11 protein-coding genes are annotated in these 13,805 nt (G+C 72.3%); 10 read left to right on the plus strand and 1 reads right to left on the minus strand.

What is annotated here, in order from left to right:
• The first annotated feature begins 100 nt into the window (after positions 1-100).
• From ACIBI5_RS24795 to ACIBI5_RS24810, 4 genes are all read left to right on the plus strand, one after another.
• On the plus strand, positions 101-5,080 hold the full coding sequence (locus ACIBI5_RS24795; protein ID WP_397250518.1) for a CHAT domain-containing protein: 4,980 nt from the start codon (positions 101-103) through the stop codon (positions 5,078-5,080).
• On the plus strand, positions 5,073-5,756 hold the full coding sequence (locus ACIBI5_RS24800) for a hypothetical protein (RefSeq protein WP_397250520.1): 684 nt from the start codon (positions 5,073-5,075) through the stop codon (positions 5,754-5,756). Before ACIBI5_RS24795 ends, ACIBI5_RS24800 begins: the two co-directional genes overlap by 8 nt.
• Positions 5,757-5,822: 66 nt before the next feature.
• Entirely contained in the window at positions 5,823-6,341 is a 519-nt protein-coding gene (locus ACIBI5_RS24805) for a SigE family RNA polymerase sigma factor (protein WP_397250523.1), read from the plus strand.
• Positions 6,338-7,429, plus strand: coding sequence for a hypothetical protein (locus tag ACIBI5_RS24810; RefSeq protein ID WP_397250526.1), 1,092 nt, complete (start codon positions 6,338-6,340; stop codon positions 7,427-7,429). The genes ACIBI5_RS24805 and ACIBI5_RS24810 overlap by 4 nt, the downstream gene beginning before the upstream one ends.
• 39 nt (positions 7,430-7,468) lie before the next feature.
• Here the strand turns inward: ACIBI5_RS24810 and uppS are convergent, their stop codons facing one another.
• Positions 7,469-8,206: a polyprenyl diphosphate synthase gene (gene uppS / locus ACIBI5_RS24815; protein WP_397250528.1), complete on the minus strand. Its 738-nt coding sequence runs from the start codon at positions 8,204-8,206 to the stop codon at positions 7,469-7,471.
• Positions 8,207-8,298: 92 nt separating this feature from the next.
• On the opposite strand from uppS, the gene ACIBI5_RS24820 reads away from it, so the two are divergent.
• From ACIBI5_RS24820 to ACIBI5_RS24845, 6 genes are all read left to right on the plus strand, one after another.
• A complete protein-coding gene (locus tag ACIBI5_RS24820) occupies positions 8,299-8,694 on the plus strand; it encodes a DoxX family protein (RefSeq protein ID WP_397250530.1) in 396 nt (131 codons plus the stop codon).
• Between the two features lie 50 nt (positions 8,695-8,744).
• The gene (locus tag ACIBI5_RS24825) at positions 8,745-9,302 is read left to right on the plus strand and encodes a hypothetical protein (RefSeq protein WP_397250532.1); all 558 of its coding nucleotides are present in this window, start codon (positions 8,745-8,747) and stop codon (positions 9,300-9,302) included.
• A 99-nt stretch (positions 9,303-9,401) separates the two neighbouring features.
• Positions 9,402-10,430: an ABC transporter substrate-binding protein gene (locus ACIBI5_RS24830; protein ID WP_397250534.1), complete on the plus strand. Its 1,029-nt coding sequence runs from the start codon at positions 9,402-9,404 to the stop codon at positions 10,428-10,430.
• Positions 10,427-11,443, plus strand: a complete 1,017-nt coding sequence (locus tag ACIBI5_RS24835) for a FecCD family ABC transporter permease (protein WP_397250536.1) — start codon at positions 10,427-10,429, stop codon at positions 11,441-11,443. Before ACIBI5_RS24830 ends, ACIBI5_RS24835 begins: the two co-directional genes overlap by 4 nt.
• A 5-nt stretch (positions 11,444-11,448) precedes the next feature.
• On the plus strand, positions 11,449-12,495 hold the full coding sequence (locus ACIBI5_RS24840) for a FecCD family ABC transporter permease (RefSeq protein ID WP_397251311.1): 1,047 nt from the start codon (positions 11,449-11,451) through the stop codon (positions 12,493-12,495).
• A gap of 22 nt (positions 12,496-12,517) precedes the next feature.
• Entirely contained in the window at positions 12,518-13,804 is a 1,287-nt protein-coding gene (locus ACIBI5_RS24845; protein WP_397251314.1) for a lysine N(6)-hydroxylase/L-ornithine N(5)-oxygenase family protein, read from the plus strand.
• Position 13,805: the final 1 nt, after the last annotated feature.

Raw genomic sequence — 13,805 nt, forward strand, 5'->3', positions numbered from 1 at the left:
GTGGATGGGAGAAAGATCACAGCAGGCGCATCCCCATCTGGTTTGCTTGGGGAGGACCCGCCTCCGGCGAGTGCCGTGTGACTCTCGGCGGGGAGGCCGCGTGGAAGACCTGGACACTCTGGTGGAAAAGGTACGCCGTCGGGTTTTCGTCTGGGGCAGGAAGAAACGCGTCTGGGCCGGGGAGGCACTGACGGAGGCCGCGGAGCTGGTACGGCTCATCGACGGGGACCACGCGGTCGACCCGGCGGGCTTCGCCAAGGCGGTCGAGGCGGTCGGGCGCCTGCACTGGGCCCGCTACACCACCGGGGGCAGCCGCGACGAGGGCGAGCTCCTGGCCGCCATGGGACTGTTCTCCCTGCTGAAGACCGTCGCTCCGCACCGCGTTCCCGGCGCGGTCAAGGACCTGGTCGTGGCCGTGCCGCGGCACCTACTGGCCGGGGAGAGCGGCCTCGTCCGGTTCATGTGGGACGGCGCCGCCACCGAACTGGTCGACCGGGTCATCGGCACCGGCACGGTCGACGGCGTGCCCGATGCCGTCTACCTGTGGGAACGCGTGCTGGCCGCGACCGGCCCCGACGATCCCAGCCGCCCTCGGCACGTGTTCAACCTGGGCAACGCCTGGCACCTGATCGCCCAGCACCTGGCCAACGCGGCCGGACTCCGGCGAGCGCTGGAACTGGTCGAGGAGTCGCTGGCCGCGACCCGGCAGGACGACCCCGACCACGCCGCCCGCTCGGCCCTGCGGGCGGCGATCGTCAAGGACCTCCACTACGTCACCGGCGACCCCACCCTGCTCGTCCAGGCCGTGGAGATCTACGAGGACGTGCTGGGGCTGATCCCCGACGACCACATCGACCGGGCCGTCCACGTGCTCAACTACTGCGACGCCGGAGCCATCCTGTTCGAGACCTCGCGTGATGAGGATCTCGCCGACCGGGTCCTGAACGAACTCGCCGGCCTCTACGCCACCGGAGACCCGCCCCGGCAGACCGGGCAGGTGCTCTCCCGGCTGATGGCCGACCGGTTCGGCGACGGCACGCCGCAACCAGAGCCGGAGCCGGAGGAAGAACCGGCGACCCCCGAACTGCGGGCGTTCGAGCAGACCGGCAAGACCGCCCACCTGACCGGGCCCCAGCCCGACTCGGGCCTGCTGACCTGGTACCGCGCCCTGTACCTGGGCGAGACCACCGGCCTCGAAGACGCCACGACCGGCCCCGAGGCGCTGCGCCGCTTCGCCGCCGACAGCGAAGGGCTGCGCGCCGACGGCCTGGACCTCGAAACGGCGGCGCTGATCCACGAGGTCCTGAGCCCGACCCTCCCCCGGTTCTTCAGCCGCGTCGTCGAACGCCTGCGGACACGGCCGTCCTCGCCCGTCCTCACCGGATACCTGGGCCTGGCCCACGACATCCGCCACCACCTCGAAGGCGACCCCGGCGACGAGGCGAGCGCGCTCCGGCTGCTGCGCGAGGCGCTCGACGGCCCGCTGCCCGAGCACCGCCGCGGCCTGTTCCTTGCCTACCTGGGCGACGCGCTCAGCCACACACCGGCCGGGCTCGACGAGGCGATCGAGCTCTACGAGCAGGCCACGCGGCACACTCCCCCGCCCCCGGTCGCCGTCGTCTCCCTCTTCCGCGCCCACGCCGCCCGCCAGGACGCGGACGCCATGCTGGCCGTCGCCCGGCGCTTCCTCCCCGAATTGCCGCAGGACTCCCCCGAATGGCGCGAGATCACCGGGAACATCGGGCTGGGACTGGCCGAACGGGCACTTCACGACCCCGCCGCCGACCTGGACGAGGCCATCGACATGCTGGCCGTCACCCAGGACGGAACCAGCCTGACCACCCTCATGTACGGCTCCGCGCTCCGCCGGCGCCACCTCCGCCGTCAGGACCCGGCCGACCTCGACCGCAGTCTCGCCGCGTACGGCGGCGCGGCCGGCGCCGAACCCCTCCTCGTCCTGTTCCGCCTGGGCGAACTGCTGCAATGGCGCCACGCCCTGGAACCCAGGCCCGCGCTGCTCGACGCGGCGATCGGCTTCCTGCGCGGGGCGGTGGCGCTGTCCGACGGGCACGAACTGGCCACCACGAGCCGGGAGGAGCTGGCGCGGGCGCTGGCCTGCCGCGCCGAAGACGCCGGCCGCCCGGACGACCTCGACGAGGCCATCGAGACGGCCCGCCGTACCGCCGACTTCCTGCTGCTCGGCGATCTGCTGGCCCTGCGCCACCCGGAAGAGCCGCCGGCCGCCGCGCTCCTTCAGGCCGCGCTCGCCGACGTCGCCGACGGGTCGCTCGACATCGAGCAGGCCGAAGCGGCCATGCCGCCCTTCGCCGACGACGAGGCGACGCTCGGCGCGCTGCTCAGGCAGACCGCCGAGGCGACGCTGCTGCTGGGCGCCGGCGCGACCGAGCAGGCGTTACGCCTGGCCAGGCTCCTGGTCGCCGGTCTGCGGGACACGACGGACGACGCGGTCCTCGCCAAGGCACGGGCCGAGGCGAGCCTCATCCTGGTGGACAGCGCGCGCGAGGTGCTCTCCCGGCGCGCCGATCCCGCGCTCTACCATGCGGCCCACGAGGCGGGATCGTGGGTGGCCCGCTTCGCCGAGGAGACCGGCGAGGCGATCCTGGCCGGGACCGCCGCCTTCCGGCTCGGCACGCTGAACCTCGAGCTCTACGGCCGGTACACGACCCCGGGTTGGGAACGGCGCGGCCGCGAGCGCCTTCTCGACCCCGCACCGCTGCTGCCCGGCCACGAAGGCCCCGGTCTGCCCGATCCCGTCACCGCCCTGCGCACCGCCGCCGGGCATCTGGCGCGGGCGGCCGGCCTGCGTACCGGCGAGGCCCGGGGGGAGGCGGCACGGCGGGTGGCCGCCGCGCTGTACCGGCTGCGCGAGCGGGGCGAGCCGATCGACGAGGCCGAGCTGGACGCGGCGGTCGAGACGGCGCTCCGGCTGCTTCCCGACGACGCGTACGGACGCCGCCTGGGGATGCTGGCGATGCGGCCGGGCCCTGAACGGGTCGCCGGGGCGGAACGTGCCCTCGCCCTGCTGGAAGCCGACCTGGACGAGTACATGGAGCGTGCGGGCGCCGAGGCCGCCGTGGCGGCGGCGGTCACCCTGGCCCGGCTGCTCACCGGCACGGCCCCGGCCCGCGCCCTCGACCTGCTGACCAAGGTCGCCGCCGCGGCCGCCGAACCGGACGCCGACCTCGACGAGAGCGTGGGCGTCGCCCAGGTCTGCTCCTGGCAGATCAAGCTCCTGGCCAGAATCCACGACGACGACCTCGGACGGCTGCTCACCGAGGCCGACCTGGCCACCGCGCAGGACGGGGATCCGCAGCGGGGCCTGGCCGCGCTCGGGCGCGTCGACCGGGACGACCCGCGCCTCGGCGGCTTCCGCCAGGCCCTGCACTTCCTGGAGGCCCGCCTGTCGGCCACCGCGGCGGAACACGCGGAAGGTTCCGAGCAGGTTGGCCTCGCCGCCGCCGCCGTCCACGGCTTCACCTACGCGGGCGCCACGCAGTACGCGCTGCTGGTCATCGAGTCCTTCCTCATGCCCGCCGGCGCCGGCCTCTCCGACGACGACGCCATCCAGGTTCTCGCGATCCTCGGCGTGGTCGCCAAGTTCGTCCCGCTCACCTCCCCCGGCACCACCGAACTGCTCCAGCGGTTCTACGCGCGCCTCCTGGCCGGCCTGCTCACCACCGGCACGAGCGAGCACACGCTCGGGGTCCTGCTCAGCCAGGCCAAGGGCAGCCGCCTGGGCGAGGTCCTGCTCGCCGGGCCGCCCGCGCTGGCCGGCCCCGAACCTGTCGCGTTCCCCGTTCCCGCGGCCGCGCAGGAGACGCTGGACGAGCTGATGGTCGTCGCGTGGGCCGACTCCCGCCACCGCCGTCCGGCCGATTCCGAGGAAGGCCGGCTGCGCAACCGCCAGCGCGCGTTCGACGCCGAGATCACGGAAAAGGTGCTCGCGCACCGCACCGTCCTGCCCTACGCCACGCTCAAGCTCGGCGGGCTCATGGAACGGCTCGGCGAGCGCACCGCGCTGATCATCTACCTGCCGATCCTGTCCGCCGGCGGGCGGGGCGGGCTGGCCCACCTGATCGTCACCGCGGACGCCATCTTCGTCGGGCAGGCCTGGGACGACCATCCCGCGGGCGACATCGCCGTCGTCGGCGACACCGCCTTCACCGTGTCCACGCTGGGCACCGACGTGGCCGGGACCAGGCAACTGCTGCAGGAGGACCCAGGCCCCGCGCCCGTGACCGCCGAGGCGCCGGCCTTCCTCGTCAACCCTCTGCTGTTCGGCCGGGAGAGCCTGGACCACCTCGCCGGCCTGCGCGCGAGCGGTCACGACCGGCTGCTGGTCGCGCCGCACGGCCCGTACCACTTCTTCCCCTTCCACCTGGCCGGGCCCGAGCGCGGCCGGTGGCTGGACGACTGGAAGACCGGCTACCTGCCCAACCTCGACCTGCTCCTGCGCCCCGCGGCGGCGATCGGCGAAGGCACGCTGACCAGCATCGGGCTCGACTACCTCGGCACCGAGCATCCGCCGCTGCACGAGGCGGTCGCCGAGGCGAGCGCGTGCGCCGCCGCGTTCGCGACCACGCCCGTCCTGAACGCCGCCGCCACCCGCGCCGCCGTGCTGGCCGCGCTGCGCGGCAGCCGCCACGTCCACCTCGCCGCGCACGGCTCGCACAACATCGACGCGCCCGTCCTGCAGGCCGTGCACCTGGCCGACGGGCCTCTTTTCGCGTACGACCTGCTCGGCCTCGACCTGACCGGGCTCGAACTGGTCACCCTGAGCGCGTGCGAGACCGGGCTCGGCCGGATCGACCGGGCCGACAACCTGCGCGGCATCCCCGCCGCCCTGTTCGTGGCCGGGGTGCGGTTCATCGTGGCCACGCTGTGGCCGGTCTCCGACGAGACGGCGGCGTACTTCTTCCCGCGCCTGTACGCCGGCCTCGCCGAAGGCAAGGGGATCTGGGACGCCTTCCACGACGTCCGGCACCTGACCCGCCGGCAGTTCCCGCAGTATCGCGACTGGGGCGCGTTCGTCCTCATGGGAGGAGATGGCGATGACTGAGATCGAGCTGTCGGAGGACGCCGACGTCCCCGTGGCGCTGCGCCTGAGGACGGTGCGCGGGCGGCCGGCGCCCGCGGCCCCTTTCCTGCTGGAGGGGCAGGTGGCCGTCGGCACGCCGACGACCCGGCGGCTGACCGCCGCCGACGCGGGGCCGGATGACGAGCTGGCCGGGTTCATCGCCGCGGAGTCCGCCCGCTGGGACTACTACCTGACCGCGCTGTCGTGCACGTTCGTCTCCCTGGAGGAGGCGGAGCTGGCGTCGGGGTGGCTGCGGATCACGTTGTCGGGCGAGGAGAGCACCGCCCATTCGATGGATCCCATGGTGCTGGAGGAGTTCGCGGACCTGTCGTACTCGATCAAGCTGGTGGTCCCGCTGATGATCGAGAGCGAGTTCGGGGTCAACGGCGCGCGCAAGAGGCGGCGCACGGCGGTGGAGGGGCTCTACGACGGGACGCGGACGCCGTCGTGGCTCTTCCACGGCAGCGCACGGGCGCCGGTGCACGGGGTGCAGCGGCTGCGGCTGGTCGTCAGGACGCCCGCTGGGCTGCCGGCCGAGGGCACGATCCAGGCCGGGGCGTCGGTCCGGCACAAGCGGCTCGGCCTTGACCTGTTCTCGTATACGACGCCGCTGGCCGATGTGCCCGAGCCGTTGCGCATCCGGTTCCTGCCGGATTGATCCGGTCAGGGTTCCAACCTTTCGCCCCGTACGTGGCGTTTGACTGGGGTGAGAGGAGAACGAATCTTGGAACCTCACGCCGGCTTCCGCGAGTTCGTGCTGGCCCGCCAGCAGGCGCTCATGCGGACCGCGTACCTGCTCACGGGGGACGCCCACCTTGCCGAGGATCTGCTGCAGAGCGTCCTGGTCAAGGTGGTCGGCCATTGGGCCCGCCTGGCCCGCGACGGCAACCCCGAGGCCTATACGCGCAAAGCGCTGATCAACCAGTACATCTCCTGGCGGCGGCGGCCCCGCCCCGAGTCGCCCAGCGCCAGCCTGCCCGAGCGCGGGCGCCGCTATGACGAGGCGGCGCTGGACCGCATCGTGCTGCGCCAGGCGCTGGCCAGGCTGACTCCCAAGCAGCGGGCCGTCATCGTGCTGCGGTTCTGGGAGGACCTCACGGAAGCGCAGACCGCCCAGGTGCTGGGCTGCTCGCTGGGAACCGTCAAGAGCCAGACCCACCACGCGCTCTCGCGCCTGCGCGAGCAGGCGCCGGAGCTGGCCGGTCTGCTGTCGGAACATGTGATCGAGGAGGTGGCCCGATGACGAGGCTGCGTGACGCGCTCGGCGACCTGGCCGAGCAGGCCCCACGCGTGGACCTGGCGGAGGCGGCCATCGCGGGCCACCTGCGCAGGCGGCGTACCGGCCGGATGGTCGCCGCCCTGGCCACCGCCACCGCGCTGGCCGTCGCCGGAGCCGTGGTGACGCTGCCGTGGCAGAGCACCGTGAGCCCGGTCGCGGCCGAGGGCGCGAAAAAGGTGCCCGACCTGCCCGCCACCGCGGTGGGGCCGCTCCGTTACGCCATCCGCACACCCTGCGGCGGCAAGCCGGACCACGACTGCTCCACGTCGGAGTGGCGGGTCGTCACCCGCTCGGGCAGGACCTACCGGCTGCCGCACGCCCCCTCGTACCTCCCCAAGGCGCTCGCCGCGCCGGTGGCGATCAGCCGTGACGGCGGCATGCTCGCTTACTACGACCCCCGGGAGGGGGCGCACGTGGTCCACGACCTGGAGCGCGGCACCCGGACGGTGTCGCGGTTGCGGCTGGGCGAGGACCGCGTCGGCATCGGCTCCCTGCTCTTCGTCTCCGACGACGGCCGCTACCTGGCCTTCGACCCGCGGGAAGGCGGCAAAGAGCCGGGGATGGTCATCGACGTGCGTACCGGCGCGACGGTGGCGGTGCCGGGGAAGTACGAGCCGGTCGGCGTCAAGGACGGCGTGGTGTCGCTGGTGCGTTACCTCAAGACCGACCTGTGGCTCATGCCGGTGACCGGCGGCGGCAAGCCGGTGCGGTTCGACGGCGTGTTCATCATGTTCAGTGAGCCCGCCCCCGACGGCCGCACGGTCGCCGCGGTCCGGCACCCGGACCATCTCCGCATGAAGCTGACCCTGCTGGACGCCAAGACCGGCAGAACCCTGCGTGCGCTGCCCGTCCGCGGCCTGCCCGACGGCCGCGGCGCCGTGACCGCGACCGGGCCTTGGCGCGGCTCCGGGGAGATCGACATCACCTATTCGGATGTAACAGGCACGCGGACCTACGCCGTCGACGTGCGCAGCGGCCGGGCCCGTCTGCTGGAGCGCTACCCCGGCAAGCGGTCGAGCGTGACCCTGCCCGGCCACGCGGAAATCGGGTAGAAGGCCGGCTATCCGCCGGAGGAGGCCCGGGATGAGCGGTCAGGTCCGGGCGTCGCGGGCGAAGGTGCGCAGGGCCCGGAGGAAGTCGATGTGGCGGAAGCCGGGCCAGTTCACGTCGCAGAAGTGCAGCGTGGCGTGGGCGGCCTGCCACATCAGGAAGCCGGACAGGCGCTGCTCGCCGCTCGTGCGGATGATGAAGTCCGGGTCGCTGCGCCCTCTGGTGTAGAGGTGGGCGGCGATGTCGTCGGCCGTCAGCGTCCGGGCCAGTTCGGACAGGTCCGCGCCGTCGGTCTCCAGGAGCGCGCGGACCGCGTCCACGACCTCCTGCCGCCCGTCGTAGCCGATCGCGAGCGTGAGTTCGTGGCCGTGCTCGCGCCCCGCGGTGGCTTCCATGGCGAGCTTGAGCGCGTGCGCGGTCGAGTCGGGCAGTTCGTCGAGGCGGCCCGCCACGTGCAGCCGCCACAGGGGCGAGGAGGCGACCAGGCTGCCCGCGATGACCTTCTCGATCAGTTCCATGTAGAACGTGACCTGCTCGGAGGCACGTTTGCGCACGTTGTCGGAGGAGGCCACGTAGATCGTGACCTCCTTGATGCCGAGTTCGGCGCACCAGCCGGCGACGGTCTGGATGTGCTCGACGCCGTAGCGGTGGCCGACGCTGGGGTTGGCGAAGCCCTCCTCGCGGGCCCAGCGCCGGTTGCCGTCCATCACCAGGCCGACGTGGCGGGGGACGCGGGTGACCTGGGCACGGAGCCTGCGGGCGTAGAGCGCGTGGAGCATGGTCCGACTCTATAGAGAGTGCACGCAGGTACACCCTCGCTTGGGCGTTACCTGCATTCTGAATCCCGGGCCGGGAACCTAGCGTCGGGATCATGACACCCTTCATACGGACCATCGGGCTGTGGATCCTTCAGGTCGTCACGGCGGCGGCGTTCCTGCTGGCGGCACTGGGTAAGTTCGCGGACGCCGAGCCGGCCGCGAGCACGTTCGACGCGATCGGCGCGGGTGACTGGCTGCGCTATCTGGTGGGCGCGCTGGAGGTCGCGGGCGTCATCGGCCTGCTGGTGCCGCCGCTGACCGGGCTCGCCGCGCTGGCGTTCGCCGCGCTCATGGCCGGCGCGACGCTGATCCAGCTGCTCGTGATGGGCGGCGGCGCGTTTCTGCCGCTCGTCCTGCTCGCGCTGTCCCTGGTGATCGCCTGGGGCCGGTGGAGCAGTACGGCGAAGCTGTGGTCGGCCCTCAGATCCCGCAAAGCGCACAGGATCTGATGACAATCCGCATGGGTGCGTTGTTCGGAGATGCCCGCACGCTGTCACCCATGCGAACTCTCACCCATTACCGCGACGCCCTCCTGGCCCGGTGGCCGACGATGGCCGGCCTCGTCGTCCTCGCCCTCTCCGGCCCCGACGCGCACGTCGCCGCCATGATCATCATTCTGGCCGCCCTCTGCTACCTCGGCGCCGCGGCGCTCGGCTCGCGCCGCGCCGGCTGGATCGTCGCCGTCCTCGCCTCGGCCCTGGTGAGCATCGGGATGGCCACCGCGCTGGACGCGATCGTGCTGCTCCTCGCCGCCGCCGCGATCTTCCTCGTGTACGGCCTGCTGCGCGGCGACCGCGTCGACCGGCGTGAACTCGGCATCCAGGCGGCCGCCTTCGCCGGCTACTCCGCGATCGCGCTGACCGCGATGACGGCCGGCCCGATCCTCGCCGTCCACCTGGCGGCGCTGGCGGCCATCGGTCACGGCGTCTGGGACGTGATCCACCACCGCCGCGACAAGGTCGTCACCCGCTCCCTGACCGAGTTCTGCATGGTGCTCGACTTCGGCCTCGGCGTGCTGCTGCTGGCCGTCACCTGGGCGGCGATCCTCACCGGCTGAGGCGTTCCCGGGCAATATTTTAGTTAGGCTAGCCTAACCTAACTTAAGGGATCATACTTGTCGTGCACCACGTCGGACGACGTCGAAAGGAGCCGTCCTTTGGCACGGCATGAAGCCTCACCCCGATCCTCGGCAACCCTGAAGGCCGCCGCGTTAGGCCTGGTCCTGGTCCTGCTGGCGGCGTGCGGCAGCAACGTACAGAGCGCCACGCCCTCCGCGGCGCCCGCGCAGCGGCCAGCCGGCGCCTTCCCCGTCACGATCAAGCACGCGGCCGGGGAGAGCCGCATCGACAAGGCCCCTGCCCGCGTCGTCGCCCTCAGCACCGGCTGGGTCGACGCCACCCTGGCCCTCGGCGTGGTCCCGGTCGCGGCCAACCGGTGGAGCGCCACCCAGCCGGTCTTCGCCCCGTGGAACGCCGACCTGCTCAAGGAGTCCACGACCACGCCCATCAACACCGTGGCCGACATCTCCGTCGAGGAGATCGCCAAGCTGCGCCCCGACGTGATCTTCGGCTCGTACCAGGTGACCTCGAACAAGGGCCTGTACGCCGCGCTCAGCAAGATCGCGCCCACCATCGGCATCATCGGCGCCGACAACCAGGACGGCACCTGGCAGGAGATCCTGCTCACCGTCGGCAAGGTCCTGGGCAAGAGCGCCGAAGCCCAGGCCGCCGTGACCAAGGCCGAGGCGTCGCTGTCCGGGGTCGCCACCACCTACCCGGGCATCAAGGGCAAGACCGTGCAGTACGTCGTGCTGCGCCAGCCCGGCACCGTCCAGGCCGGCGCCAAGGCCAACGACCACCTCGTCCGCTTCTTCCAGACCATGGGACTCGGCCCCGCCCCGGGGCTGACGGCGCTGGAGGCCAAGGGCGGCGAGACCGGCTTCCTCAGTTACGAGCAACTCGGCGCGCTCGACGGCGACCTCATGTTCATCGGCGGCTTCAGCGACGAGGAGATGACCGCGTTCGAGAAGTCGGAGCTGTTCAAGAAGATCCCCACCGTGCGCGACGGCACGTACCTGGTCCTCGACGCAGAGAAGATCGGCGCGATGCGCACCCCCACCGTGCGCAACATCCCCTACCTCCTCGACGCCATGAAACCGGCCCTGGAAAAGGCCGGAAACGCGTGAGCGACGGCCACCGGGGCCGTGCTGCGCTGCGCGGCGCCGCCTTGGTGGCGGCCTGCGGGGTGCTGTTCCTCGTGTGCCTGCTCAGCGTGGGCATGGGCTCGTTGCAGATGTCGCCCGCCACGGTGATCTCGGCCCTGCTGTCGCCCGACGACTCCTACTCGGCGCTCATCGTCACCTCGATGCGGGTGCCGAGGACGCTCGTCGGGCTGCTGGCCGGCGCCGCGCTCGGCGTGTCGGGCGCGCTCATGCAGTCCATGACGCGCAATCCCCTGGCCGATCCCGGCCTGCTCGGGGTCAACGCGGGCGCGGCCACCGCCGTGGTGTTCGCGGTCGCGTTCTTCGGGCTCGACCAGCTCACCTCGTACGTGTGGTTCTCGTTCGCGGGCGCGCTGGCCGTCTCCCTGCTGGTGTACGGCATCGGCTCGGCGGGCGGCGGCCGGGCCACCCCCGTACGGCTGGCGCTGGCCGGAACGGCCATCGGCGTGGTGCTGACCTCGATCATCCAGGCCGTCCTGCTGATCGACCCGATCGCCTTCGACCGGTACCGGTTCTGGGCCGTCGGCGCCCTGGCCGGCCGGGACATGCGGGTGGCCGAGCAGGTGCTGCCGTTCATCCTGATCGGCCTGGCGATGGCGCTCGTCCTGGCGCCCTCGCTCAACGTGCTCGCGCTCGGCGACGACAGCGCCCGCGCTCTGGGGCTGCGGCTCGGGCACGTGCGCGTGCTCACGGCCGTCGCCATCACGCTGCTGTGCGGCGGGGCGACGGCCGCGGCCGGGCCGATCGTGTTCGTGGGGCTGGCGGTGCCGCACATGGTGCGCCTGCTGACCGGCCCCGACCAGCGGTGGGTGATCCCCTACAGCATGGTCGTGGCGCCCATCCTGCTGCTCGGCGCGGACCTGGCCGGGCGCCTGCTCGCCCGGCCGAGCGAACTGGAGGTCGGCATCATCACCTCGTGCCTCGGGGCGCCCGTGCTGATGTGGCTGGTCCGCGGGAGGAGGCTGGCGAAGCTGTGAAGAGCATGACGGCCGTCCCCGGCAAGACGGTACGCCTGTTCGGCGACCGGGTGTCGGCCCGCGTCTCCGTCCGCACGGTCACCGTGTGCGCGCTGCTGGCCTGCGCCGCGGCCGGGCTCGGCATGCTCGCCCTCGCGGTGGGCGACTACCCGATCCCTCTCCCGGACGTCCTGGCCGCGCTCGCCGGAGACGGGCCTGGCGGCGACCGCTTCATCGTCGCCGACCTGCGCCTGCCGCGCGTGCTGTGCGCGCTGCTCATCGGGGCCGGGCTCGGGGCCGCCGGGGCGATCTTCCAGGGCCTGACCCAGAACGCGCTCGCCAGCCCCGACATCATCGGCTTCACCACCGGGGCGGCCACTGGCGGCATCCTGGTGATCGTGCTGCTCGCGGGCGACTCCGCGCAGGTGGCGGGCGGCGCGCTCGCCGGAGGCGGCGTGGTGTCGCTGGCCGTCTACGTGATGTCGTTCAAGCGGGGGGTGCAGGGGTACCGGCTCATCCTCATGGGCATCGGCATCACCTCCATCCTGGTGTCGGTCAACAGCTACCTGCTGGCCAGGGCCGAAGTCGAGACCGCGGCCAACGCCCAGCGCTGGCTGATCGGCTCGCTGAACGGCTCCACCTGGAGCAACACCGCCGTCCTCGCCGCACTGCTGGCGGTGCTGCTGCCCGCGGCGGCGTCCATGGGTGGCCGGCTGCGGCTGCTCGGGCTGGGCGACGAGCAGGCGCGCGGGCTCGGGCTCGCGGTCGAGCGGTCCCGGCTGGGGCTGATGCTGGTGTCGGTCGCCATGACCGCCGCCGCCACGGCCACCGCCGGGCCGATCGCGTTCGTGGCGCTGGCCGCGCCGCAACTGGCCCGCAGGCTCACCCGGACGAGCGGGGAGGGCGTGATGTCGTCGGCGTTCATGGGGGCGCTGCTGCTCGTGGCCGCCGACTTCGCCGCCCAGCGGGTGATACCCGGCGTGCAACTGCCCGTGGGCATTCTGACCGGGGTGATCGGCGGGCTGTATCTGGTGGCTCTGCTCACCGCCCAGTGGCGGGCAGGGCGAGGCTGACTCAAGGAGAATGCGGGTGACCATGCACGGCTGCGAATCGGAGACCGTTCTCGACGTCCTGGGCATCGGGTTCGGGCCTTCGAACCTGGCCCTGGCCATAGCCCTTGAAGAGCACACGGCGGCGCCGCCGCTCACCTCCAGATTCCTGGAGCGGCAGCCGCGGTTCGGCTGGCACCGGGGAATCCTCATCGACGACGCGACGATGCAGGTGTCCTTTCCGAAGGACCTGGTCACCATGCGCGACCCGAGCAGCGACTTCAGCTTCCTCTACTACCTCCGGGAGAAGGGACGCCTGGTCGACTTCGTCAACCAGAAGACGCTGTTCCCGTTACGCGCGGAGTTCCACGACTACTTCGAGTGGGCGGCGGCCAGGCTGAGCCACCTGACCCACTACGCCGCCGAGGTCGTCGCCGTCGAACCGGTGCACGACCGCGGCGAGGTGCACGCGTTCGACGTGGTCACCGCCCAGGACGGCCGCCGGGTACGGCGGCGCGCCCGCAACCTGTCCATCGCCATGGGACTCAAACCGCACCTGCCACCGGGCACGGTCCTGTCCGACCACGTCTGGCACACCAGCGAGGTCCTCCCCCGCATAGCGGAACGCCTCGAATCGGGCGAGCCGGTACGACGGGCGCTCGTCCTGGGCGCCGGCCAGAGCGCCGCCGAGGTGGTCGACCTGCTGCACCGCACGTTCACCGAGGCCGAGGTCTGCGGCGTGTTCGGCAAGTTCGGCTACACCCCCGCCGACGACAGCCCGTTCGCCAACCGCGTGTTCGACCCGGCGGCCGTGGACGTCTTCTACGGCGCCCCGCCCGAGGTCAAGCGCTCGATCCTGGACTACCACCGCGGCACCAACTACTCCGTCGTCGACATCGACCTCATCCAGTCGCTGTCGTCGACCATGTACCGCGAACGGCTGCACGGCAGGCAGCGGCTGCGCATGCTGAACGTCTCGCGGGTCCACGACGTCCGCGAGCGCGCCGGCGGCCTGGACGTGACCGTCGAGGACCTGCCGACGGGCCGACGCGAGGTCCTGGCCGCCGACGTGCTCGTGCACGCCACCGGCTACCGCCCGCACGACCCGGCGGCGCTGCTCGGCGAGGCCGCCAAGTTCTGCCTGCGCGACGAGGAGGACGCCCTGCGCATGCACCGCGACCACAGGATCATGCTCGCCCCGCGGGTCAAGGCGGGCATCTACCTTCAGGGGGCGACCGAGCACACCCACGGCCTGACCTCGACGCTGCTGTCCACCGTGGCGGTCAGGGCCGGCGAGATCCGCGACTCACTGCTGGCCCGCCGCTCCCCCTGAC

The sequence above is a fragment of the Nonomuraea sp. NPDC050540 genome (genome assembly GCF_044457485.1).
Lineage (GTDB): Bacteria > Actinomycetota > Actinomycetes > Streptosporangiales > Streptosporangiaceae > Nonomuraea.

Bases quoted from the DNA above. Each gene is read 5' to 3' on its own strand.
- ACIBI5_RS24800 (WP_397250520.1), top strand. From the start codon at position 5,073: ATGACTGAGATCGAGCTGTCGGAGGACGCCGACGTCCCCGTGGCGCTG.
- ACIBI5_RS24810 (WP_397250526.1), top strand. From the start codon at position 6,338: ATGACGAGGCTGCGTGACGCGCTCGGCGACCTGGCCGAGCAGGCCCCA.
- uppS (WP_397250528.1), bottom strand. From the start codon at position 8,206: ATGCTCCACGCGCTCTACGCCCGCAGGCTCCGTGCCCAGGTCACCCGC.
- ACIBI5_RS24820 (WP_397250530.1), top strand. From the start codon at position 8,299: ATGACACCCTTCATACGGACCATCGGGCTGTGGATCCTTCAGGTCGTC.
- ACIBI5_RS24825 (WP_397250532.1), top strand. From the start codon at position 8,745: ATGCGAACTCTCACCCATTACCGCGACGCCCTCCTGGCCCGGTGGCCG.
- ACIBI5_RS24840 (WP_397251311.1), top strand. From the start codon at position 11,449: ATGACGGCCGTCCCCGGCAAGACGGTACGCCTGTTCGGCGACCGGGTG.
- ACIBI5_RS24845 (WP_397251314.1), top strand. From the start codon at position 12,518: ATGCACGGCTGCGAATCGGAGACCGTTCTCGACGTCCTGGGCATCGGG.